Raw genomic sequence first — 20,914 nt, 5'->3', positions numbered from 1 at the left:
GCGCTGTCCGGCAACGGAATGGATGCATCCGCGCCGAGCACAACCGCCATCGTGCTGTCGCAGTGATCCATCCGCCGCTCCGCGGCGCAGCACTCTTCAACACGGCTCAAGGAGGTAACGCCATGCCCATGGGCATCGGACCGATGGAGATCGTCATCGTTGCGATCATCGCGCTGCTCGTGCTCGGCCCCAAGCGCCTGCCCGACGCAGGCCGCTCGCTCGGCCGCGGCCTGCGCGAGTTCAAGGGCGCGCTGTCGTCCAAGGACGAGGCGGACGACGCCGAGATCGAGCGCCGCGTGGAGGCCGCAACGGCCTCGCGTTCCTAGAGGCCGGCCTGGTTGATGCGGGCGCGCTCGCGGCCGCTGACGCCGGTCGGACCGCCGGCGGGCGTGCCTTCGGGCGCGCCGGCCCCGTGGTCCTGGGCGTCAGCGAGGCCGGTCGGGTCGTCCTCGCGGACGTGGACCTCGCCGTCCGCGGCCATCGCCCGTGCCGCCTGCTCCGCCGCGTCGCGGGTCTCGAACTCCTTCGTGGGCGACTCCGCGCCGGGCTCCAGGATCGCCCAGCGGTCGCCGTGGCGCTGCACCGTGATGTCAGGCATGACGTGGGGCTACCCAGGGCGGGTCACAAACGCCGCAGCGGCCACAGGCTCAGCAGCGTCGCGGCGGCACACACGCCCCAGACGGCCTGGTAGGAGCCGGCGACGCTGACCGCGATGCCGGCCAGCAGCGGGCCGAGCCAGATGCCCATGCCGCGCGAGACCGAGTAGTAGCCGGTCAGGGCGCCGCGCTCGTTGTCGGGCATCAGCGGGATCAGGACGGCGTAGGGCAGCGCCATGATCACGCCGCCGCCGAGCGCGATGAACGGCACGGCGAGCGTGACGACCCAGGCCGGCTCGAACAGCAGCGGGACGAGGAAGCCGATGCCGTGGATCGGCAACGCCCAGCGGAGCACGGTGCTCGAGCCGTAGCGGTCGGCCAGCGGGCCGCTCGCGAGCGCGGCGAACAGGACGATGATCGCGACGCCGCCGATGATCAGCGACGACTCGGTCTGCGAGAAGCCCATCTCCTGGGTGACGTAGAGCACGACGAACGTCTTCAGCGCGGCGAGCGACAGCTCCCACAGCGCGTTCGCGACCAGGAAGGCCTTCAGCTGCGTGTCGCCCCGGACGAGGTCGAACACGGCGCGCGCGCCGGCGTGCTGCTCGTTGCGCGGGCGCCGCGGCACGCCGCGGCGGATCAGCACGAACGAGAACAGCCCGATGCAGAGCGCGTAGACGATCGCGGCGGCCACGAACGGCGCCGCCTGTCCCCAGGCCAGCAGCAGGCCACCGCCCATCAGCGCGATGCCGGTGCCGGCGCCGCGCCAGACGGCCTGGGTCGCCTGCGCGCGGCCGGCGACCTCCTCCCCCACCGCGTCCGGGTACAGCGCGCGGTACGGCTCATAGGCGATGAAGTAGCCGGCGAAGAACACGAACGCCGCGACCGCGAGTACGGCGACCGAGCCCATGATCGCCATCGCCACGAGTCCGCCGATGACCATCGGGGTGGCCGCGAGCAGGAACGGCAGGCGCCCGCCGAGCTTGGTGTCCAGCCGGTCCGACCACGCGCCGACGACCAGCGGCAGCCACAGCGCCACCAGCCCTTCGAGGCCGATGATCATGCCGATCACCGCGCTGGACTCGACGAACTCGCGCGCGACGACCGGCGTGTAGGTCGTGACGACCGTCGAGGTCAGCGCGAGCGCGAGCGTGGGGATGCCGAGCAGCGCGACGGCACGCTTCTCGGGGGCGCGCAGCGCACGCGCGCCGGTGTCGGCTGTCACGTAGTGCCGTTCCCCACCATGACGCCACGGCGGGGTGCGGGCGCGATCAGCTGCTCCTGCAGCGCGCGCTGCTCGCGCAGGTGCCCGACCACCGCGCTGGCGGCGGTCGCGACCGGCACGGCGAGGAAGGCGCCCGCGATGCCCGCGAGCGTGCCGCCCGCGGCCACCGACACGAGCACCGCGACCGGATGCAGCTTCAGCCGTGGACCGACCACGACCGGGTAGAGCACGTTGCCCTCGACCTGCTGCACGACGATGATCGTCGCGAGGACGATCAGCGCGTCGGTGGTCCCGCCCGTCACCATCGCCACCAGTACGGCCGCCGCACCCGCGGCGATCGCCCCGATGATCGGGAAGAACGCGGCGAGCCAGGTCAGCACGATCAGCGGCAACGCGAGCGGAATACCCAGAATCAGCAGAACCACTCCGATGAGCACGGCGTCGACCGTCGCGACGAACACGACGCCCCGCGTGTACGCGGTGAGGTTGCGCCACATGCGGAAGCCGACCTCGTCCACCGTGCCCCGGCGGGCGCTCGGCAGCAACTCGAGCATCCACACCCACATGCGGCGCCCGTCCTTGACGATGAAGAAGCTCAGAAACACGATCAGGACGATGCTCGCGAGCGCGCCCGCGAGGGACGTGGAGGCGGCCATCGCGGTGCCGCCGAGCCGCTCCTGCGCGTGGTTGGCGGCGCTGTCGAGCTGCTTGTCGACCTCCGCGCGGCTCATCCCCGCGACGCTCTCGCCGAGCGAGTAGGCGACGCGCTGCACGCCTTCCTGGACGCTCGTGCCGAGGTCGGCGAGCCGGGCGATGAACGGCGGCAGGATCAGCGCGATCAGCGCGCACAGCGCCAGCACCGCGATCAGCACGGCGATCGACGCCGCGGCCGCCGGCCGCATGCCCCGGCACTCGAGCCGGTAGGCGATCGGCTTCAGGAGCGTCGCGAGCAGCACGGCGACGGCGATCGGCAGCACGACCGACATCAGCCGCCCGACCGCCCAGCCCGCGAGCAGCACCAGCAGCACGATGCCCAGCACCGACCACGCGACGCTGCCGACCCGGGTGAGACCGCCTCGGGCAATCTGAGTCACACGTCGCCCATACCCCCCGTGCGCGCCAAAGCAATCGCGTGTCAGCACGACGAGACGTTGCACGACGGCGCGCGAGTCGCGACAATGGGTGCCGATGCCCCCAGCCGCACGCGTAGGCGACATGCACACCTGCCCGATGTCCGACGGCCCGAAGCCGCACGTCGGCGGCCCGATCCTGCCGCCCGGCGCGCCCACCGTGCTGATCGGCGGCATGCCCGCGGCGACCGTCGGCTCGATGTGCACGTGCGTCGGCCCGCCCGACTCGATCGTCATGGGCTCGACCAAGGTCATGTTCGGCGGCCGGCCCGCGGCCCGCATGGGCGACCAGACCGCGCACGGCGGCGTGATCGTCGCCGGCTACCCGATGGTGATGATCAACTGAAGGCCGGGGCACCCCTTCCGCCCCACCCCGATCATCCGTGCCTGATTAGAGCCGGTCGAGGCTCGACGCCAGGTCGTCGAGTCCGTCGATCAGGCTGTTCACGCGGGTGACCGACGGGTCCTCGCCGCGCTCGTGCGGGCCTTGGGGCTCGAGCTCGGCCTGGAGCCTGGCGAGCCGCTCCTCGATCGTGCCCTCGGGCGCGGGCCGCGAGCGGAGGTCCTCGAACGCGAGCTGGATCTCCTGGAAGCGCTGCGTCGAGTCGGCCGAGTTGCCGTTGCGGTCGGGGTGGTGCTCCTTGGCCAGCCGGCGGTAGGCGTCGACGACCACGGCCGCCGACGCGCCGTGCGGGATGCCGAGCACGCGGTATGGGTCCTTCGCCACGCGCACAAACGTATCGTGGGCCGGGTGCAGGGCTATCTGGACGAGCTGCTGCGGCGGCTGCGCGCACGGCTGGGGGATCGCCTGGTGGCGGCCTGGGTGATCGGCTCGACCGCGCTCGGCGACTTCGACCCGAGCCGTAGCGACATCGACGTGCAGGCGGTGTCGAGCGAGCGCCTGGCCCCGGACGAGCTGCGCGCGCTCGCGGGTGACCTGAGCGCCGTGCCGTGCCCGGTGCGTGGGCTCGAGTTCGTGCTCTACGCCCAGGACGAGCTGGCGGATCCGCTCGGCCCCGCTTTCAGCCTCAACCTCAACACGGGCCCCGGCATGGACCACCACGAGGGCTACCACCCGGACGCCGAGCCGCGCTTCTGGTTCACGCTCGACGTCGCCATCGCGCGCCAGGACGCCGTGCCGCTCGCCGGTCCGCACCCGCGCGCGGTGCTGCCTGAGCTGCCGCGCCCGCTGGTGGTCGAGCGGTTGCGCGACTCGCTCGCCTGGTGGGGCGCGTACGGCGGCCCGCAGGCCGTGCTCGCCGCCTGCCGGGCGCTCGCCTGGGCCGAGACGGGCCGCTGGCTCTCCAAGGGCGAGGCCGCGCGTGCCGCCGGCGATCCGGTCGCCGACGCGGCGCTGGCCACGCGCACCGACCCCGCCGCCCCCGCCCCGACGCCGGACGAGATCGCGGCGTTCGTCGCCCGCGTGCACGCGCGGTTGCGCTGATCCCGCGCCGGCCGGCGGCACGTCGGGACGATGCGCAGGCGCGCGCGTGCGAGCCGCGCCAGCAGGTCAGGTGCCGGCGGGCACGCCGCGGCCGCCGCGGCGCATCCCGTGCCCGGCGGACACCGCGGCGGCCGCCACACCCCCCGCGGCGGGTCACGCGCCCGGCCGACACCGCCGCGGCCGCCGGCCGCTTCACGCGCCGGCGAGCAGCGTCGCCGCGCCGGCCGCGGCGATCAGCAGCACGGTCAGCCGGTGGGCGGCCGGGTGCAACCGGCCGACGAGCGGCGCGCCCACGAGCGCCCCGACCGCCAGGGCCGGTGCCAATGCGAGCGCGACCAGCGCGCCGCGCAGATCGCTCGTCCCCAGCAGCGCGGCGAGCGCCAGCGCGGTGGTGCTGAGCACCGTCGTGCACAGCCACAGGCGCCGCCGGAGCTCGTCGCCCCCGGCGTCGGCGCGCAGCGTCAGCAGCAACGCGACGAACGGCCCGATGACGGCGGTGAGCGCGCCGACGGCGCCGATCACGACGCCGGCCGCGGCCCCGGTCGCGCGTCCGGGGGCGCGGCGTGGTGCCCGCCGCTGCACGAGCGCCGCGGCGCATCCCGTGAGCAGGACCGCCGCCGCGGCCACCCGCAGCTCGGGCCCGCGCAGCGCGCCGAGCGCGAGCAGCGCCACGAGCTGCCCGGCGGGCGCGAACGTGAGCAGGCCGCGCGTGACGTCGTCCGCGTCCGGCGCCCGTCGGCCGGCGAGCAGCAGCCCGACCGACAGGACGATGCCGACCGCCAACACGCACGGCACGGCCTGGCCGTCGGGCAGGACGGCGATCGCGGCGGGCAGCAGCACGAGCGAGTACCCGACGCCGATCGCCCGCTGGACCGCCGCGCACGAGACCGCTGCCGCCACCAGGACCACGAAGCTCACGCACGGATACGGACGCACGCGTCCCCGCGGCGCAACTCACGGCGCGCGCCCGCTCGGCGCCGCCCGCCTCGCTACGGCCGGGCCAGCCCCACGAGCAGCCGCTCGAAGTCCTCGGGCGTGAGCGTGCCGCCCGTCGCGCGCGGGTGGCCGTGTGCGAACTCGCCGCCCACGTCCGGGAGGGCCTCGCGCAGCAGCGCGCGCAGGTCGCCGGCGGTGCCGCGGATCGAGAAGGCGACGCGGCCGGGCAGGTAGCCGTCGTTGGCGGCGAGCACGGGGCGTGGAGCGAGGCGCTTGGCCCACATCTGGGCGATCAGCGGGTGGACCTGGAAGGCCGAGCTGAAGCGGATCACGGCCACGCGCTCGCCGACCTGCGGCGCGGTGCGGCGGACGCGCTCCCACTCGGAGCGCCAAGCGTCACGGGCGGCTGCGAGCACGGTGATGCGAGGGTCGGCGAGCGCGGCCTTCGGGTCCTCGTGCTCGACGAGCAGCTCGAGCGCGACCCGCACGCCGTCCAGCTCCGGTCCGCGGCGCGGCGCGTTGATCAGCGGGACGAGCTTGCGCACGGCGGTCTTCGGCGCGCCGGCGCACTCGGGCAGGGCGAACCCACGGTCCCCCAGGTCCCCGACCGCACCGACCGCCGCCAGCCACGCCGGCTGCTCCGGGAACAGCCTTCGCAGCAACGGCGCGGTCGACGTCTCCGGGTCCTCGCCCGCCCCGGACAACACGTGCTGGTCGGGCCCGGGCGACGCCTCGGGCACGTGGTGGTCCACGACCACGACGGGCAGGTCGGACGCGCGCAGCCCCCAGTCGAGCAGCGCGGGCACGCCGGGCGGCGGTGTGCGCCACGGGTTCTCACCGCGCCCGAACAGCACGGCGGCCGCAGCCGGCTCTCCGCGGGCGCGCAGCGCGATCGCGCCCGCCGCGAGCCCGTCGGCGTCGGTGTGGGGGACGACGACGTCGGCGGCGAGCAGGGCGGCGCGGATCGGGTCCATCACGTTCGGTGCGGGTGTCGTCCCACCGCGGGATCACATCAGACGCGCAGCTCCGCCTCGAGGCGCTCCGCCGTCGCGCGCGCGAGCCGATCGCGCAACTCGTCGCCGAACGGCTGGAGCACGTCGACGTAGCTCTGGATCGACACGCCGCGGCCCGAGCGCACGAACACGAAGTCGGCGATCAGCTCCAGGTCGACCTCGTCGATCACGGCGGAGACGATGACGCGGCGCGCCGCGCGCTCGTCCCCCAGCTCGGCCTGCGCGATCGGCTCCAGGCGCAGCTTGCGGAACTGAACGCCCGGCTGCGAGGCGATGCTCTTGGCCAGGATCGCCCCGAAGCAGCTCGTCGTCTCGTCGGCGCTCACGCCGGCGAACGCGGTGCGCGCCGCGGCCTCGTCGGGGAATACGTACACCGAGCTCTCGGCCTGCGTGCTCTCCCCGCGCCGGAACGTCCGGCTGGTCGCCCCGCCCGAGACGGCGCGCTTGGCGTCCTCGACCGCCAGGCACGGCGACTTGATGTCCGTCCGCGCCTGCTCCGCCGCCCGCCAGCCGGAGGGGAAGTCGGCCAGCCGCAGGACGGCGGACTCGGCGTGGGCGCGATCGGTCTTCTTGGGCGCGTCGGCGCCGCACCCGGCGAGCAGCAGGACGGCGGCGAGCGAGGTCAGGATCAGCGTCTTCATCAGGCCCCGAAGGCTCCCGTTCGGACGCTTGCTTCCCCAGGCGGTTCGCTCGTCTCTCCACGGCGCGGCACCGCCAGCCGCCCGGGAGCTGTCCGCACCTACTCCAGTCCCGCAGCGTTGACGCGAGCGCGGTCACGTCGTCGGTGAGCCCCAGCGCGTGGTGCAAGACGACGATTTCCCGCGTCGCCGGGAGGGTAGGTGCGGGACCGGCGCAACGAGTAGGGTCGCGCCGGGACGACCGTCCGACGGGAGGAAGGTTTATGAGACGCACGCTGCTGCCGACGATCGCCATCGCGATCGCGGTCTCAGGCGCCGGCGCGGCCACCGCGACGGCAGGCGATCGCGGGCACGGGGACCGCGACAAGCCCGGTCACAAGGGTGGCGGGCACCAGGGCGGGCCGGGTGGCGGGCACGGCCATCCGGGCGGGCCGGGCGGCGGGCCCGGCGGCGGGCACGGCCATCCGGGCGGGCCGGGCGGCGGTCCCGGGCACCCCGGTCACCCCGGCGGTCCGGGCGGCGGCCTGCCGCAGAAGACGGCGACCGCGGTCGGCACGGGCGGCGCTGCCGCGACCGTCGACCTGCTCGCCACGGACGCCGCGATCGACACGCTCAAGCAGGGCGGCAACGCAGTCGATGCGGCCGTCGCCGCGGCGGGCGTGCTGGGCGTGACCGAGCCGTTCTCGTCCGGCATCGGCGGCGGCGGCTTCATGGTCATCCGCACCGCGCGCGGCCAGGTGACGACGATCGACGGCCGCGAGACCGCCGGCGCCGCGATGAAGCCGGACTCGTTCTGGGAGAACGGCGCCGCGCTGCCGTTCAACGACGCGCGCTACAGCGGCCTGTCCGCGGGCGTGCCGGGCACGGTGGCCAAGTGGGAGCTCGCGCTCGAGCGCTACGGCAGCAAGCCGCTGCGGAAGCTGCTCGAGCCCGGCATCAACGTCGCGCGCAACGGCTTCACCGTCGACCAGACGTTCTACGACCAGACGGTCCCGAACATCGACTACTTCGACGACGTCCCGTCCACAGCCGCGATCTACCTCGACCCGGACGGCACGCCGCGTGACGTCGGCAGCACGCTCAAGAACCCGGACCTCGCGAAGACGTACGAGTACATCGGACGCCACGGCGCCGACGCGTTCTACCGCGGCCCGCTCGCCAAGGCGATCGCGAACGCCGCCCAGCGCCCGCCGATCGCGCCGACCGCCAACCACACGTGGCGACCGGGCCTGATCACCGAGCAGGACATCGCGAAGTACCGCGCGATCGAGCGCAAGCCGACCAAGGTCGACTACAAGGGCCTCGAGGTCTGGGGCATGGGCCCGCCGTCCTCGGGCGGCTCGACCGTCGGCGAGGCGCTCAACATCCTCGAGGGCTACAAGCCGATCGGCGCAGACCGCACGCAGGCGCTGCACCGCTTCCTCGAGGCGAGCCGCTACGCGTTCGCGGACCGCGGCAAGTACCTGGGTGACCCGGCGTTCGTGAAGGTCCCGCTGGAGTGCCTGCTCTCGCAGCAGTTCGCGGACGCGCGCCGCGCGCTGATCACCGACCAGGCCAAGAACGCCGCCGTCGAAGGCGGCGACTGCGGCCCGGCCGGCGTCACGCCGGCGCTCAGCGACGGCCCGTCGACCACGCACCTGACGATCGCCGACAAGCACGGCATGGTCGTCTCGTACACGTTCACGGTCGAGTCCACGGGCGGCAACGGCATCGTCGTCCCCGGCACGGGCATCCTGCTCAACAACGAGCTGACGGACTTCGACTACACGTCGCTGACCGCGCCCAACCGCTCCGAGGGCGGCAAGCGCCCGCGCAGCTCGATGGCGCCCACGATCGTCACGAAGGGCGGCAAGCCGTTCCTCGCCGTGGGCTCCCCGGGCGGCTCGATGATCATCACCACCGTCCTGCAGACCCTGCTCGAGCGCCTCGAGCTCGGCAAGGACCTGCCGGGCGCGATCGCCGCGCCGCGCGTGTCCCAGCGCAACGGCGCGACCAGCATCGGCGAGCCCGAGTTCATGAACACCGAGGCGCCGGCGCTGACGGCCCGGTACGGGCACGCGTTCGGCACGCCGCAGGCCGAGATCGGCGCCACCACCGGCATCGAATTCTTCGACCGCGGGAAGATGCTCGCGGCCGCCGAGCCGGTCCGCCGCGGCGGCGGCAGCGCGCTGGTCGTCAAGACCGAGCGTTGAGCACTGGAGGTTGGACGCGGCTCACAAGCCGCGTCCAACCCGTCCGCTACGTTCGGAGGGATGCTCCAGACGACCTTCGGGGCCGTCTCCGTCGACCCGGCGGACGTGGCTGACTTCCTCATCGGCGCCCCTCTGAGAATCCTCGCGATCCTCGTGATCGCGTGGTTCGTGAACCGGATCGCGCGGCGCGGCGTGCGCAGCGCGCTCAAGACCCTGAGCTCCGGCGCGGTGCAGGAGCGCGTCGGCGCGATGCGCGCCGCGGCGCCTTCCGCGCTGCTGCAGACGCAGGAGCACAGCCTGCGCTCCGAGCAGCGCATCGACGCGCTCACCAGCGTCCTGCGCTCGCTCGTGACGTTCGTGATCTACACGGTCGCGACGTTCATGATCCTCGGCGAGATCGGCATCAACCTCGGTCCGCTGATCGCCGGCGCCGGCATCATCGGCGTCGCGCTCGGCTTCGGGTCGCAGTCGCTCGTCAAGGACTTCCTGTCGGGCGTCTTCATCCTCGTCGAGGACCAGTTCGGCGTCGGCGACATCGTCGACCTCGACGGCCAGACCGCGGGCGTCGTCGACGCCGTCTCGCTGCGCACCACCCGTCTGCGTGCCGTCGACGGCACGCTCTGGCACGTCCCGAACGGCGAGATCCGCCGCGTCGGCAACAAGTCCCAGCACTGGTCGCGGGCGCTGATCGACATCGAGGTCGCCTACGACACCGACCTCGACCACGCGGAGGCCGTGATCGCCCGCGTCGCCGACCACGTCGCGACCGAGGACCCCGAGGTGATCGAGCAGCCCGAGGTGTGGGGCGTCGAGCAGCTCGGGGCGAACGGCATCGTCATCCGCCTGGTCGTCAAGACCCGCCCGTCCGAGCAGTTCCGCGTGAGCCGCGAGCTACGCCGCCGGATCAAGGCCGCCTTCGACGACGAGGGCATCGAGATCCCGTTCCCGCAGCAGACCGTCTGGCACCGGGAGACGCCGGCTAAAGCTTGATCGTGCGGTCCACGCGCACGGCCTCGAGCAGGCTGCGGTCGTGGGTCACGAGCAGGAGCGTGCCGTCGTAGGCGTCCAGCGCCACCTCGAGCTGCTCGATCGCGGGCAGGTCGAGGTGGTTCGTCGGCTCGTCCAACACCAGGAAGTTCGCGCCCGACGCCATCAGCAGGGCGAGCGACGCGCGCGTGCGCTCGCCGGGTGAGAGCGAGCGCGCCTCGCGGTTCACCTCGTCGGCTTCGAGGCCGAACTTGGCCAGCAGCGACCGCGCCTCTTGGACCGTCATGCCGCTCTGCTCGACGAACGCGTCCAGCAGCGTGCCGGCGCCGTCGAAGCCGGCTCGCGCTTGATCCAACGTGCCGACGCGCACGCCCGGGCCGAGCCGGCGCACCCCCGACTCGGGCTCGAGCGTGCCGATCAGCGCGTTCACCAACGTGGTCTTGCCGGACCCGTTCGGGCCGACGAGCGCCACGCGCTCGCCCCAGGCCAGCTCGAGGTCGAGCGGGCCGAGCGTGAACGAGCCGCGGCGCAGCACCGCGCGCTCGAGCCGCGCGGTGACGTCGCCGGAGCGCTCGCCGCCGCCGAAGCGCAACTGGAGCTCCCAGCGCTTCCACGGCTTGTCGACGACTTCGAGGCGCTCGATCGCCTTCTCGGACGCCCGCACCTTCCCCGCCTGCTTCTCCGAGCGCTCGGCGCGGTGGCGCACGACGGCCTTGTCCGGATCCGAGCCCTTGGACTTCTTGACGCCCGTCTCCGACCACTGGCGCTGACGGTTCACCCGCGCGGTGAGCCGGTCCTTCTGCGCCGCGTAGGAGTCGAAGCGCTCCTGCTCGTGCCGCGCGGCGGTGGCCCGCAGCTCGAGGTAGCCCGCCCAACCGCCGCCGAACTCGGCCGCGGTGTGGAGGATCTCGTCGATCTCGAGCACGCGCGTGACCGTGCGGTCGAGGAAGGAGCGGTCGTGCGAGACGATCACGGCGCCGCCGGGACGGTCGGCGATGAAGCGCTCGAGCCGAGCCAGCCCGTCGAAGTCCAGGTCGTTGGTCGGCTCGTCGAGCAGCAGCACGTCGAAGCGCGAGAGCAGGATCGCGGCGAGCGACGCGCGCGCGGCCTGGCCGCCGGAGAGCGCCACGGTCTCCAGCTCCAGCAGCGCGACGTCGAGCCCGAGGTCGCGCAGCACGGTCTCCGCACGGACGTCGAGGTCGGCGCCGCCCAGCGCGAGCCACGCCTCCAGCGCGTCGCTGTACCCCTCTCCCCCACCGTCGGCGAGCGCGGCCGCCTCCGCGTTCATGTGCGCCTCGGCGGCGGCCACGCCGGTGCGCCGCGCGAGGTAGTCCTGCAGGCGCTCGCCCGGACGGCGGTCGGGCTCCTGCGGGAGGTAGCCGGCGGTGCCGCTCGTGAGCCGCACGTCACCCGCGTCCGGCTTGTCGACACCGGCGAGCAACCGCAGCAGCGTCGACTTGCCCGCGCCGTTCGGCCCGACGACGCCCAGCACGTCACCCGGGGCGACGGTCACGGACACGCCGGCGAGGATCGTCGCCGCGCCGTGCGCCTTCTGGAGGTCCCGCGCGATCAATGTGCCGGTCACGCCAAAAGAGGCTAGAACTGCGCACGACCGTCCATCCTCCGGCATAGGGTGTGTTGATGCTGACCAGCCTGCTCGCCGAGTTGTGCGCCGTCCCGGCGCCGTCCGGTGCCGAGTCCGAGCTCGCCGAACTCCTGCACGCCCGCTGGGCCTCACGGTGCCAGGAGGTCCGGCGCGACCGCGTCGGGAACCTCGTCGCGCGCGTCGGCGGGAGCGGGCCGCGGGTGCTGCTGCAGGCGCACATGGATCAGGTCGGCTACGTCGCGCGCTTCGTCAGCGAGGAGGGCTTCGTCCTGCTGGACGGCTCGCAGGGCGACCGCCGCAACGGCCCCGAGCGGCGCCACCCCGTCGGCCAGCCGGTCAAGCTGCTCACGCGCGAGGGCGCGTGGCTGGACGGGCAGATCGTCGCCAGCAGCGGCCACGTGCTGACGCCCGAGCAGCGGGACAAGGACAAGCTCGCCTACGACGACTTCTGGGTCGAGCTCGGGCTCGGCGACCGCGACGCCGTGCTCGCCGCCGGCGTGCACGTCGGCGCGCCGGTGGTCTTCTCCGCTCCTGCGCGCGAGCTCGGCGGGCTGTTCGTCGGGCCGGCGCTGGACAACCGCGTCGGGCTGGCGCTGATGGACGCGCTGATCGACGCCGAGGACCTCGCGTGCGAGCTGTGGCTCGGCGCGACCGTCCAGGAGGAGAACGGGCTCCACGGCGCGCGGGCGCTCGCGCTCGCCGAGCGCTTCGACGCGGCGATCGCGCTGGACGTCGGGCTCGTCGGGGACATCCCGAGCGTGGCCGAGAAGGAGTTCGGCACCCGCCTCGGCGACGGGCCGATCGTCGTGCACCGGGACACCGGGATCGTCTACGACCGCCGGCTCTCCCAGCACCTGATCGCGCTCGCTCATGAACGGGGGATCCCGGCCCAGGACGGGTTGTTCGCGGGCTACGGGTCCGACGGCCTCGCGATCGCCGAGACCGGCACGCCGACCGCGCTGCTGACCGTCGGCACCCGGTACACGCACACGGCCTTCGAGACGATCGACCCGCGTGATCTCGACGCCACCGCCGACCTGCTGCGCGCCTTCCTCAGCACCCCGCTTCCCGACCGCCCCGCGTAGCCGATGCCGTTCACCCGCACCGACGACGGCCCGCTCGCGATCCTCACCCTCGCCCACGGCGACCTGAACCTGTTCGACGACGCGGTGTTCGCGTCGCTGCGGGAGGAGGTCGGCCGGCTGGCCGCGCAGCCGCCGCGCGGGCTGCTGGTCGAGGCGCGCGGTCGCGTGGTGTCGGCGGGCGTCGACGTGCACGTCTTCGAAGGCCTCTCGCCGGACGCCGCGGGGACGCTGTGGCGGGAGTTGCTGGAGACGATCCACGCGCTCGAGACCCTCCCCTGCCCGACCGTCTTCGCCGCGCACGCGCTGTGCCTGACGGCCGCGTTCGAGATCGCGCTCGCGTGCGACCTGCTGGTGGCGTCCTCGGAGGCGACGTTCGGGCTCGTCGAGACGGTCGTCGGCCTCACGCCGTCGATGGGCGGGCCGCAACGGCTCGCCCGGCGGGCCGGCCCGGCGCGTGCGAAGCGGCTCGTCTACAGCGGCGAGCTGTTCGACGCCTCCACGTTGCACGGCTGGGGTGTGGTGACCGACCTGGACGTGGACGCGCGGGCGCTCGCGTTGCGGCTCGCCGCCGGGCCGACGCGCGCGCACGCGGCGACCAAGCGGCTCGTCGACGCGCCGACGGTCGCCGCGGCGGACGCGCTCGTCCCGGAGGTGTCCGGCGCGCTGTTCGCGACCGCGGACCTCCAGGGTGCGGTCGGCTCGTTCTTGCGCGACGGCCCAGGCAGGGCGACGTTCGAAGGGCGTTAGGCGCCCGTCTGCTGCTTAGATGTGCGCACCTTGTACGCAAGCGCCGACATCCTCAAGCTGATCCGCGACGGGCAGGCGGTCACCCGGTCCGAGCTGATGGACCAGACGGGGCTCTCGCGCACGACGATCGGCACCCGTCTCGCCGAGCTCAGCAAGCGCGGGCTCATCTCCGAGTCCGGCAGCGCCGCCTCCACGGGCGGGCGCCCGTCGGGCCTGCTGGCGTTCAACGCCGGCGCGGGCGTGATCCTCACGATCGACGGCGGCGCCACCCGCAGCTCGCTCGCCGTGTCCGACCTCGCCGGCGAGTCGCTCTCCGAGCGCAGCGCCCTGCGCGCGATCGAGACCGGCCCCGAGGCGACCCTGGCGTGGGCGACGAGCGAGCTGGACGCGATGCTCGATGCGCTCGGGCGCACGCGCGAGGACGTGTGGGCGGTGGGCGTCGGCCTGCCCGGCTCGGTCGACGCGGCCGGCCGGCCCGTCAGCCCGCAGCTGATGCCCGGCTGGGACGGCTACCCGGTCGGCGACCGGTTGCGCGACCACTTCGGCGTCGACGTCCTCGTCGACAACGACGTGAACGTGATGGCGCTGGGCGAGGCCCGCCAGCACGATCCGAAGGAGCAGATCGTCGTCGTCAAGGCCGGCACGGGCGTCGGGCTCGCGTACGTCGCCGAGGGCGTCGTGCTGCGCGGCGCCCAGCACGCGGCCGGCGAGATCGGCCACACCCAGGTGCCCGGCCACGAGCACATCGAGTGCAGCTGCGGCAAGCGCGGCTGCCTGCAGGCGGTCGCCGGCGGCCAGCGGATGGCGGATCGCCTGACCGCGGCCGGCATCCCGTGCGCGAACACGGCCGAGGTGGCGACGCTCGCCCGCGGCGGCGTGCCCGAGGCCATCGCGATGGTCCGCGAGGCGGGCCACGCCATCGGCTTCGTCCTCGCGACCGTGGTCAACATCCTCAACCCGTCCCGGCTGGTCGTCGGCGGGGACCTGACGGACGCCCGCGACTTCCTGCTCAGCGCGCTGCGCGAGACGGTCTACCGCGAGGCGAACACGCTCGCCACGTCCGAGCTCGAGATCGCGCGGGCCCGCGCCGGCGCGCGCGCCGGGATCATCGGGACGACCACGATGGCGCTCGAGCACGCGCTCGACGCCTGACCCGGCCCCTAGGACGCGCGTCGACGCCGCCACGCGGCGTGCGCGAGCGGGTACACGCGCCGCCGCATCGCGTTGACGCTGCCCGCCGGCTCCAGGCCGCCGCCCGTCCGCCACGGGTTGAACGCGACCGCGTCGTATACGTCGGGCAGCGGCGCGCCGACGTGCAGGTCGGCGACCGGCTCGAACCGCCGGCCCGGGCGGGCGACGGCGAGCTCGAAGCGCATCCGCCCGGTCCGGGCCGCCGCGCGTGCCCGGTCGAGCTCGGTCGCGCCCGCCGGCCGCGGTGAGTCCGCACACGGCAGCGCGCCGATCAGGAACCGCTCGCCCCCCGCCCGGAACGGCAGCGCGGACGAGTACGGCCGGTCCTGCACGTCCCGCGCGGGCAGGAACCCGTGGTGCACGACCCGCCGGTCGGACGACGACGTCAGCAGCAGGTCCTGATCCTGGCCGGCCCCGTACGCGTCGAGTACACGCAGCGCCAGCCCGAGCAGGTCCGGCAGCGGCCGCGGCAACCCGATCCCGCGCGAGAACCGCACGAAGCCGGCGTGCTCACCCGGTCGCGCGAACAGCTCCGCCCCGGCCGGCGCCGCCGCCACGCCGGGCACGACGAGCCGCGCCTCGAACACCGCGCCGTCCGGATGCAGCGCCTTGCCGCGCCGCGCCGCCGCCCCGGCGGCGAACACGGCACCGAGCGCCGTCCCGCCGGCGCGCGTGAGCAGTTGATCGGTCACCCGCGCGGAGCTACCCGCCCGCCCGGAGCTCCGCCGTCCCGCCCGTCAGAGCGACGACGACCGCGACCGCGCGATGTGGCGTTCAGCTCGGGCGGCGCGCGCCGGGCTGGATGCGCGTCGGGGAGCACCGTCGGGGGCCGGCGAGCCCCCACCAACGCGCGTGTGTGAAGCTCCCCACCGTGCACGAGACCGACCTCCATCTCGACCCCAACGAAGCCTCCGACCTCAGCCGCGTGCTGTCCCCCGCCGCGTTGCAGGCCAACGGGTGGGACCGCGCGATGCTGACCGTGCTCGACGAGGCGTGTGCCGAGGACGCGCTCGCGTTGCTCGTGCACACCGCCGGGTGCCCGCTCGACGAGGGCTGGGAGGCGCGGCGGGTGCACGCCGAGCCGAACACCGGCAAGGGCAAGACGGAGGACGCCGAGGCGTGCGCGGTCCGGGACGGGTACGCGTACATCCTCGGGTCGCAGTTCGGGAAGAAGGCCGGGCCGCTGTCGGCGCGGCGGTCGTGGATCGCGCGCATCCGCGAGGACGACCTGGTGACCAAGGACGCGCGTCTGGAGATCGCGCGGCTGCGCTTCGGGCTGCACCGGGCGGTCAACGACGCGTTGCGGGACATCGACCTGCTCCCGCTCGGGCCACTCGCGCGGGAGCGCTACATCGACGCGACGATCGCGATCGGCGAGGAGGAGGGCAAGCGCTGGGCCGGCCGGGTCCTTCCGACGGACCAGCCGATCAACCTGGAGGCCGCCGAGTTCCGCGCCGACGGCTCGCTCGTGGTCGGGCTGCGCTATCCCGTCACGGCGGAAGGCCATCCGCTCCTCGTGGAGATCACCAACCCGGACGGCCTGTTCGAGGACGAGGCGCCGCGGCCCGGCCGCGTCTGGTGGCTCGAGGACGTCGGCGAGCCGCACGCGCCCGCCGGGTTCCGCGCGCTCGACACGCGCGGCGAGGACCGCTTCGACGCGATCATCGGCGACCTCGACGCCGCCAACAAGTCGGCGACCGTGCTCGAGGACCATCCGCAGGGCGGGAAGGCCGCATCCGAGCACGTCCGCTTCCAGCTCTCCGACGCGGCCGGCGCGGTCACCACCGAGCGCGTCCACCACTTCGGTGCGATCCGCCGCGTCGAGGGCGTGGCGATCGACCACGAGGGCGATTCGCACTACGTGATCGACGAGGAGGGCCACGTGGCCCTGCGCACGCTCGTCATCGAGTGAGCGCGCGCACGTCCTCGTCGAGGGCGAGCCGCTTGAGCGCCAGCCGCACGCGGCCCTTGACCGTCCCGAGCGGCAGCGCGAGCCGGTCGGCGATCTCGCGCTGGGACAGCCCGTCGTAGTAGGCGAGCTCGATCGCCTCGCGCTGCGCGTCCGGCAGCGCGGCCACCGCGTCGGCGAGCCGCGCCTCGCACTCGCGCGCCCGCGCGGCGTCGTGCGACGAGGGCGCGAGCGACGGCAGCAGCGACAGCTCGAGGTCGTCATGCTCCGAACGGCGCTCGGCGGCCAGGACGCGGCGCAGGACGTCGACGCTGCGGTTGTGGACGATCGTGTGCACCCACGCGGTCGGCGCGCCCGCGCGCGGGGAGAAGCCGCCCGCGTCGCGCCAGAGCGACAGGAACGCCTCCTGCGTGGCGTCCTCGGCCAGCTCCGGCCGACGGCACACCCGCCGAGCGGTCGCCCCCATCGCCACCGCGTGCCGCGCGTACAGCTCGCCGAACGCCTGGCGGTCACGATCCGCCACGCGGCGGATCAGCTCGGCGTCACACAGCACCTCGTAGGTCATCGCCCGCACCATCCCCCGCGCGGGCACCGACCCAATCGCGCGCCACGGCACGTGGCGCACCGGCTACATCGCGATGGCGGCGACGCAGCTCGATCGGCGTCGTCCCGTGATGCAGCCGGAAGGCCTTGATGAACGCGGACACGTGCCCGTAGCCGACCGCCGGCGCGATCCGCGCGAGCGGGTCGTCGGACTCCAGCACGAGCGACGTCGCGCGCCGCATGCGCGCCACGGTGATGTACTCGCGGACCGTCGTCTCGCCCTCGGCGGCGAAGACGCGTTGCAGCTGCCGGCGCGACGTGATCGCCGCGCGGGCGACCTCGTCCACGTTCAACGACGTGGCCAGGTGCAGCTCGATGTAGCTCGTCGCGGCGTGCCAGATCTCCCGGCGCGCGGTGACGGTGGATGAACGATGTGAAGACGGCAACAGACGTGAGCTCCTGAGCCGGTACTGCGCACCCGCCGCGAACGCGGATCACCGCCGTCCGCGGACAACCTTCTGACAGGGTGGCCCGTACGGGAACGCGCGCTCCGCTCCCGTGGGGTACTGTCGCCCGCAATCCGGGCTTGGGGAGAAAGCTCGGGCGAAGGTAGGGAGGTTGTACATGGCAGTTCGGGCCATTTGCGCGGGCAGTGTCGCTGCGCTTGGCGTCTTCTGCGCGCTCGCGGGGAGCGCGCACGCTCAGGAGTTCCCGGATCAGTCGCAGTTCCAGAAGGTCACGCTCAACGACCGTCCGGGCGAGCCGATGAGCCTTGCGGTGCTTCCGGACGGGCGAGTGCTGCACTCGGCTCGCACAGGTGAGATCCGCCTGCATGACCCGCGGACGGGCACCAACAACGTGGTCACGGACATGAAGCAGTCCCCCAAGGGGCTCTACCAGCACGACGAAGAAGGCGTGCAGGGCATGGCCACCGACCCGAACTTCGACGAGAACCACTGGGTCTACGTCTACTACGCGCCGAAGCTGAACACGCCCAGCGACGTGGTGGGCACCGGCATCAACGAGGGTGACGCGCCGGAGGACCTGCGCAACCCCGAGGACCGCGCGCGCCTCGCGCTGTTCAACGGCTACAACGTGCTGTCGCGCTTCAAGTTCAGCAAGGGCAAGCTCGACTTCACGACCGAGCAGGAGATCCTGCGGGTCAACACGTCGCGCGGCATCTGCTGCCACGTCGGCGGCAAGATCGACTTCGACAACGCCGGCAACCTGTACCTGTCGACCGGCGACGACACCAACCCGTTCCAGTCGTCCGGGTTCACGCCGATCGACGACCGGGAGAACCGCAACCCGGCGTTCGACGCGCGCCGCACCTCGGGCAACACGAACGACCTGCGCGGCAAGATCCTGCGCATCCGCGTCCGCGACGACGGCACCTACTACGTGCCGCAGGGCAACCTGTTCCGCCCCGGCCAGGCCCAGACGCGCTCCGAGATCTACGTGATGGGCCTGCGCAACCCGTTCCGCTACTCGGTCAACAAGGTCAACGGCGACATCTACGTCGGCGACTACTCGCCGGACTCGCCGACCGCCAACCCGTTGCGCGGTCCGGAAGGCACCGGCCGCTGGATGATCGTCCGCAACGCGGTGAACTACGGCTGGCCGTTCTGCGCCACGCCGGATCAGCCGTACGTCGACTACGACTTCACGCCTGACAGCGAGCAGTCGGGCGAGCCGTTCAACTGCAACCGCCCGATCAACGACTCGCGCAACAACACGGGCCTGCGTCAGCTGCCACAGGTGGCCTGGCCGGAGGTCTGGTACTCGTACAACACCGGCCAGGACCTGTTCCCGGAGCTGTTCCAGCACACCGACAGCAACGGCATCAGCCCGATGGGCGGCCCGGCGATGGTGTTCGACTCGAACATCTCCTCGCCGTTCCGCTGGCCGAAGGTCTTCGCCGGCCACCCGCTGTTCTACGAGTGGTCGCGCGACTACGCGAAGGTCATGCAGCTCAACCGGCCCAACGGCCCGCAGCTCGCCGACATCAAGCACCTGTTCGGCGGCAAGGTGTCCGAGAACCCGAACGTGATCCTCGACAACCCGATGGACATGGAGTTCGGTCCGGACAACGCGCTGTACGTGCTCGAGTACGGGACGGGCTACTTCGCCGAGCTCCCGGCCGCGCAGCTCGCGCGGATCGACTACGTGCGCAACGGCCAGTACACGCCGGTCGTGCGCGCCTCGGCCACGCCGTCGGCCGGGACGACCGCACCGCTGACGGTGCAGTTCTCCAGCGCCGGCACCTCGGACGCCAACGGCGACCGCCTGCGCTACGCCTGGGACTTCGACTCCAACGGGACGGTCGACTCCACGCAGGCGAACCCCAGCTACACCTACACCACGCGCGGCGTCTTCGAGGCCACGCTCCGGGTGACGGATCAGACCGGGCGCTCGGCGTCCTGGCAGGCGCGTGTGATCGTGGGCAACCAGGCACCGCAGGTGTCGCTCACCGCGGTCAGCACGACCCCGCCGTTCAACTTCGGTGACACCGTGCACTTCAAGGTCACGATCACCGACGACCAACCGGTCGACTGCTCGCGCGTCACCGTGGCCTACATCCTCGGCCACGAGACCCACGGGCACCCGCAGACCTCGACCGCGGGCTGCGAGGGTGACATCTCGGTCCCGATCGACGAAGGGCACGCCGGCGCGAGCAACCTGAGCGCCGTGTTCGTCGCCCAGTACACCGACAACCCGGGCGGCGGCGAGACGCCGCTGCAGGGCAGCGCGGAGGTCCGGCTGACCCCGCCGGCCCCGCCGACCAACCAGGGCTAGAACCGATCGCCGGGCGTCGCGGGGTTCCGCGGCGCCCGGCCGGTCGCCTCACGCGCCGGCGCCGCCGTCCACCGGCACGATCGCGCCGGTCACCATCGACGCCCGGTCGCTGAGCAGGAACGCGGCCACCTCGGCGACCTCACGCGGCTCGGCCATGCGGCCCAGCGGGATCGTCGCGTTGATGCGCTCAACCACGCCGGGCGAGGCCGCCTCCCACGCGTCGATCATCTCGGTCGCCGTGCCGCCGGGCGTGATCCCGTTCACGCGGATCCCCTGCGGGCCCCACGTGACGGCGGCGCTCTCGGTGATGCTGTTGAGCGCGCGCTTCATCGCCCCGTACGCCGGCAGCTCCGGGTTCGCGCGGCGGCTGCCGATGCTCGACGTGTTGACGATCGCGCCGCCCCCGGACCGGCGCATCAGCGCGGCCTCGGCGGTCATCGCGGTCCAGTGCCCGCGGAAGTTGACCGCGAACTGCTGGTCGACGTCGTGGTCGCTCGTCGCGTCGAGCGGGCCGGGCTGCTGGATCGTCGCGCCGTTGTTGAAGGCACCGTCGAGCCGGCCGTGCAGCGCGTGCACGCGGTCGAGCGCCGCGCGGATGCTCGCGGGGTCGGCGAGGTCCATGGGCACGGCGTCGGCGGTCCCTCCGGCGGCGCGCACCGTGGCCACGACCGCGTCGAGTGCGTCCGTGCTGCGCGCGGCGAGCACGACGGCTGCTCCTTCGTGCGCGAACAGCTCGGCCGCGGCGGCGCCGATGCCGCGGCTCGCGCCGGTGATGAGCACGACCTTGCCGGCGAGCAGGCCGCTGGATGTCTCGTTGGTCATGGCAGCCGTTCTACGGCCGCGGCCGGGCCCTATCCAGGCACAGGCGGTACCAGG

General features: G+C 73.4%; 22 protein-coding genes. 10 read left to right on the top strand and 12 right to left on the bottom strand.

What is annotated here, in order from left to right; genetic code table 11:
* The first annotated feature begins 62 nt into the window (after positions 1-62).
* Complete coding sequence (locus C8N24_RS20695; RefSeq protein WP_245971941.1) at positions 63-326, top strand: Sec-independent protein translocase subunit TatA/TatB; 264 nt, start codon at positions 63-65, stop codon at positions 324-326.
* Here the strand turns inward: C8N24_RS20695 and C8N24_RS20690 are convergent.
* The 3 genes from C8N24_RS20690 to C8N24_RS20680 are packed head-to-tail and all read right to left on the bottom strand — an operon-like array spanning position 323 to position 2,915.
* Positions 323-598 (bottom strand): DUF2188 domain-containing protein, encoded by a 276-nt coding sequence (locus C8N24_RS20690; RefSeq protein ID WP_121253685.1) that lies wholly within the window; start codon positions 596-598, stop codon positions 323-325. The two genes, C8N24_RS20695 and C8N24_RS20690, sit on opposite strands and share 4 nt — an antisense overlap.
* A gap of 23 nt (positions 599-621) precedes the next feature.
* Positions 622-1,821, bottom strand: a complete 1,200-nt coding sequence (locus tag C8N24_RS20685) for an MFS transporter (protein WP_121253683.1) — start codon at positions 1,819-1,821, stop codon at positions 622-624.
* Positions 1,818-2,915: an AI-2E family transporter gene (locus C8N24_RS20680; RefSeq protein WP_170179275.1), complete on the bottom strand. Its 1,098-nt coding sequence runs from the start codon at positions 2,913-2,915 to the stop codon at positions 1,818-1,820. Before C8N24_RS20680 ends, C8N24_RS20685 begins: the two co-directional genes overlap by 4 nt.
* 94 nt (positions 2,916-3,009) lie before the next feature.
* Between C8N24_RS20680 and C8N24_RS20675 the strand changes: the two genes are divergently transcribed.
* Positions 3,010-3,297, top strand: a complete 288-nt coding sequence (locus tag C8N24_RS20675) for a PAAR domain-containing protein (RefSeq protein ID WP_121253679.1) — start codon at positions 3,010-3,012, stop codon at positions 3,295-3,297.
* Between the two features lie 45 nt (positions 3,298-3,342).
* Here C8N24_RS20675 and C8N24_RS34725 read toward each other — a convergent pair whose 3' ends face one another.
* Entirely contained in the window at positions 3,343-3,678 is a 336-nt protein-coding gene (locus C8N24_RS34725; protein ID WP_121253677.1) for a J domain-containing protein, read from the bottom strand.
* A 24-nt stretch (positions 3,679-3,702) separates the two neighbouring features.
* On the opposite strand from C8N24_RS34725, the gene C8N24_RS34720 reads away from it, so the two are divergent.
* The gene (locus C8N24_RS34720) at positions 3,703-4,395 is read left to right on the top strand and encodes a nucleotidyltransferase domain-containing protein (protein WP_121253674.1); all 693 of its coding nucleotides are present in this window, start codon (positions 3,703-3,705) and stop codon (positions 4,393-4,395) included.
* 192 nt (positions 4,396-4,587) lie between these two features.
* On the opposite strand, the gene C8N24_RS20660 is transcribed toward C8N24_RS34720, so the two are convergent.
* The 3 genes from C8N24_RS20660 to C8N24_RS20650 all read right to left on the bottom strand — a co-directional run bounded on the left by C8N24_RS20660 (position 4,588) and on the right by C8N24_RS20650 (position 6,985).
* Positions 4,588-5,313, bottom strand: a complete 726-nt coding sequence (locus tag C8N24_RS20660; protein WP_170179274.1) for a TSUP family transporter — start codon at positions 5,311-5,313, stop codon at positions 4,588-4,590.
* A 71-nt stretch (positions 5,314-5,384) separates the two neighbouring features.
* Entirely contained in the window at positions 5,385-6,305 is a 921-nt protein-coding gene (locus C8N24_RS20655; RefSeq protein ID WP_121253670.1) for a DHH family phosphoesterase, read from the bottom strand.
* A gap of 38 nt (positions 6,306-6,343) precedes the next feature.
* On the bottom strand, positions 6,344-6,985 hold the full coding sequence (locus C8N24_RS20650; protein WP_121253668.1) for a hypothetical protein: 642 nt from the start codon (positions 6,983-6,985) through the stop codon (positions 6,344-6,346).
* Between the two features lie 260 nt (positions 6,986-7,245).
* On the opposite strand from C8N24_RS20650, the gene ggt reads away from it, so the two are divergent.
* Together ggt and C8N24_RS20640 are read left to right on the top strand one after the other, a co-directional pair.
* Positions 7,246-9,174, top strand: a complete 1,929-nt coding sequence (ggt, locus tag C8N24_RS20645) for a gamma-glutamyltransferase (protein WP_121253666.1) — start codon at positions 7,246-7,248, stop codon at positions 9,172-9,174.
* A gap of 60 nt (positions 9,175-9,234) precedes the next feature.
* A complete protein-coding gene (locus tag C8N24_RS20640; protein ID WP_121253664.1) occupies positions 9,235-10,164 on the top strand; it encodes a mechanosensitive ion channel family protein in 930 nt (309 codons plus the stop codon).
* On the opposite strand, the gene C8N24_RS20635 is transcribed toward C8N24_RS20640, so the two are convergent.
* Positions 10,154-11,746 (bottom strand): ABC-F family ATP-binding cassette domain-containing protein, encoded by a 1,593-nt coding sequence (locus tag C8N24_RS20635; RefSeq protein WP_121253662.1) that lies wholly within the window; start codon positions 11,744-11,746, stop codon positions 10,154-10,156. The two genes, C8N24_RS20640 and C8N24_RS20635, sit on opposite strands and share 11 nt — an antisense overlap.
* A gap of 56 nt (positions 11,747-11,802) precedes the next feature.
* Here C8N24_RS20635 and C8N24_RS20630 point away from each other — a divergent pair, with 56 nt between their 5' ends.
* The 3 genes from C8N24_RS20630 to C8N24_RS20620 are packed head-to-tail and all read left to right on the top strand — an operon-like array spanning position 11,803 to position 14,751.
* Positions 11,803-12,852, top strand: a complete 1,050-nt coding sequence (locus C8N24_RS20630; protein ID WP_121253660.1) for a M42 family metallopeptidase — start codon at positions 11,803-11,805, stop codon at positions 12,850-12,852.
* A gap of 3 nt (positions 12,853-12,855) precedes the next feature.
* Complete coding sequence (locus tag C8N24_RS20625) at positions 12,856-13,599, top strand: enoyl-CoA hydratase/isomerase family protein (RefSeq protein ID WP_121253658.1); 744 nt, start codon at positions 12,856-12,858, stop codon at positions 13,597-13,599.
* Between the two features lie 30 nt (positions 13,600-13,629).
* Positions 13,630-14,751, top strand: coding sequence for an ROK family transcriptional regulator (locus C8N24_RS20620; RefSeq protein WP_170179273.1), 1,122 nt, complete (start codon positions 13,630-13,632; stop codon positions 14,749-14,751).
* Between the two features lie 8 nt (positions 14,752-14,759).
* On the opposite strand, the gene C8N24_RS20615 is transcribed toward C8N24_RS20620, so the two are convergent.
* Positions 14,760-15,482: a catalase family protein gene (locus tag C8N24_RS20615; RefSeq protein WP_121253653.1), complete on the bottom strand. Its 723-nt coding sequence runs from the start codon at positions 15,480-15,482 to the stop codon at positions 14,760-14,762.
* Positions 15,483-15,646: 164 nt separating this feature from the next.
* Between C8N24_RS20615 and C8N24_RS20610 the strand changes: the two genes are divergently transcribed.
* The gene (locus C8N24_RS20610) at positions 15,647-16,702 is read left to right on the top strand and encodes a hypothetical protein (RefSeq protein ID WP_211340073.1); all 1,056 of its coding nucleotides are present in this window, start codon (positions 15,647-15,649) and stop codon (positions 16,700-16,702) included.
* Here C8N24_RS20610 and C8N24_RS20605 read toward each other — a convergent pair.
* Both C8N24_RS20605 and C8N24_RS20600 read right to left on the bottom strand, forming a co-directional pair.
* On the bottom strand, positions 16,692-17,264 hold the full coding sequence (locus C8N24_RS20605; RefSeq protein WP_170179272.1) for an RNA polymerase sigma factor: 573 nt from the start codon (positions 17,262-17,264) through the stop codon (positions 16,692-16,694). The two genes, C8N24_RS20610 and C8N24_RS20605, sit on opposite strands and share 11 nt — an antisense overlap.
* Positions 17,242-17,688 (bottom strand): helix-turn-helix domain-containing protein, encoded by a 447-nt coding sequence (locus C8N24_RS20600; RefSeq protein WP_170179271.1) that lies wholly within the window; start codon positions 17,686-17,688, stop codon positions 17,242-17,244. Before C8N24_RS20600 ends, C8N24_RS20605 begins: the two co-directional genes overlap by 23 nt.
* A gap of 178 nt (positions 17,689-17,866) precedes the next feature.
* Here C8N24_RS20600 and C8N24_RS20595 point away from each other — a divergent pair, with 178 nt between their 5' ends.
* Entirely contained in the window at positions 17,867-20,038 is a 2,172-nt protein-coding gene (locus C8N24_RS20595) for a PQQ-dependent sugar dehydrogenase (protein ID WP_121253649.1), read from the top strand.
* Between the two features lie 48 nt (positions 20,039-20,086).
* Here C8N24_RS20595 and C8N24_RS20590 read toward each other — a convergent pair whose 3' ends face one another.
* Positions 20,087-20,860, bottom strand: coding sequence for an SDR family NAD(P)-dependent oxidoreductase (locus C8N24_RS20590; protein WP_121253647.1), 774 nt, complete (start codon positions 20,858-20,860; stop codon positions 20,087-20,089).
* Positions 20,861-20,914: the final 54 nt, after the last annotated feature.

It is taken from the genome of Solirubrobacter pauli (assembly GCF_003633755.1).
Lineage (GTDB): Bacteria > Actinomycetota > Thermoleophilia > Solirubrobacterales > Solirubrobacteraceae > Solirubrobacter > Solirubrobacter pauli.
The sequence above is the reverse complement of the archived record's forward strand: the minus strand, read 5'-3'. Positions and strand labels throughout refer to the sequence as shown.

What these genes read in the sequence shown, in the direction of transcription:
- ggt (WP_121253666.1), top strand. Translation starts at nt 7,246, where the DNA reads ATGAGACGCACGCTGCTGCCGACGATCGCCATCGCGATCGCGGTCTCA.
- C8N24_RS20690 (WP_121253685.1), bottom strand. Translation starts at nt 598, where the DNA reads ATGCCTGACATCACGGTGCAGCGCCACGGCGACCGCTGGGCGATCCTG.
- C8N24_RS20655 (WP_121253670.1), bottom strand. Translation starts at nt 6,305, where the DNA reads ATGGACCCGATCCGCGCCGCCCTGCTCGCCGCCGACGTCGTCGTCCCC.
- C8N24_RS20630 (WP_121253660.1), top strand. Translation starts at nt 11,803, where the DNA reads ATGCTGACCAGCCTGCTCGCCGAGTTGTGCGCCGTCCCGGCGCCGTCC.
- C8N24_RS20590 (WP_121253647.1), bottom strand. Translation starts at nt 20,860, where the DNA reads ATGACCAACGAGACATCCAGCGGCCTGCTCGCCGGCAAGGTCGTGCTC.
- C8N24_RS20650 (WP_121253668.1), bottom strand. Translation starts at nt 6,985, where the DNA reads ATGAAGACGCTGATCCTGACCTCGCTCGCCGCCGTCCTGCTGCTCGCC.
- C8N24_RS20605 (WP_170179272.1), bottom strand. Translation starts at nt 17,264, where the DNA reads ATGACCTACGAGGTGCTGTGTGACGCCGAGCTGATCCGCCGCGTGGCG.
- C8N24_RS20595 (WP_121253649.1), top strand. Translation starts at nt 17,867, where the DNA reads ATGGCAGTTCGGGCCATTTGCGCGGGCAGTGTCGCTGCGCTTGGCGTC.
- C8N24_RS20640 (WP_121253664.1), top strand. Translation starts at nt 9,235, where the DNA reads ATGCTCCAGACGACCTTCGGGGCCGTCTCCGTCGACCCGGCGGACGTG.
- C8N24_RS20675 (WP_121253679.1), top strand. Translation starts at nt 3,010, where the DNA reads ATGCCCCCAGCCGCACGCGTAGGCGACATGCACACCTGCCCGATGTCC.
- C8N24_RS20625 (WP_121253658.1), top strand. Translation starts at nt 12,856, where the DNA reads ATGCCGTTCACCCGCACCGACGACGGCCCGCTCGCGATCCTCACCCTC.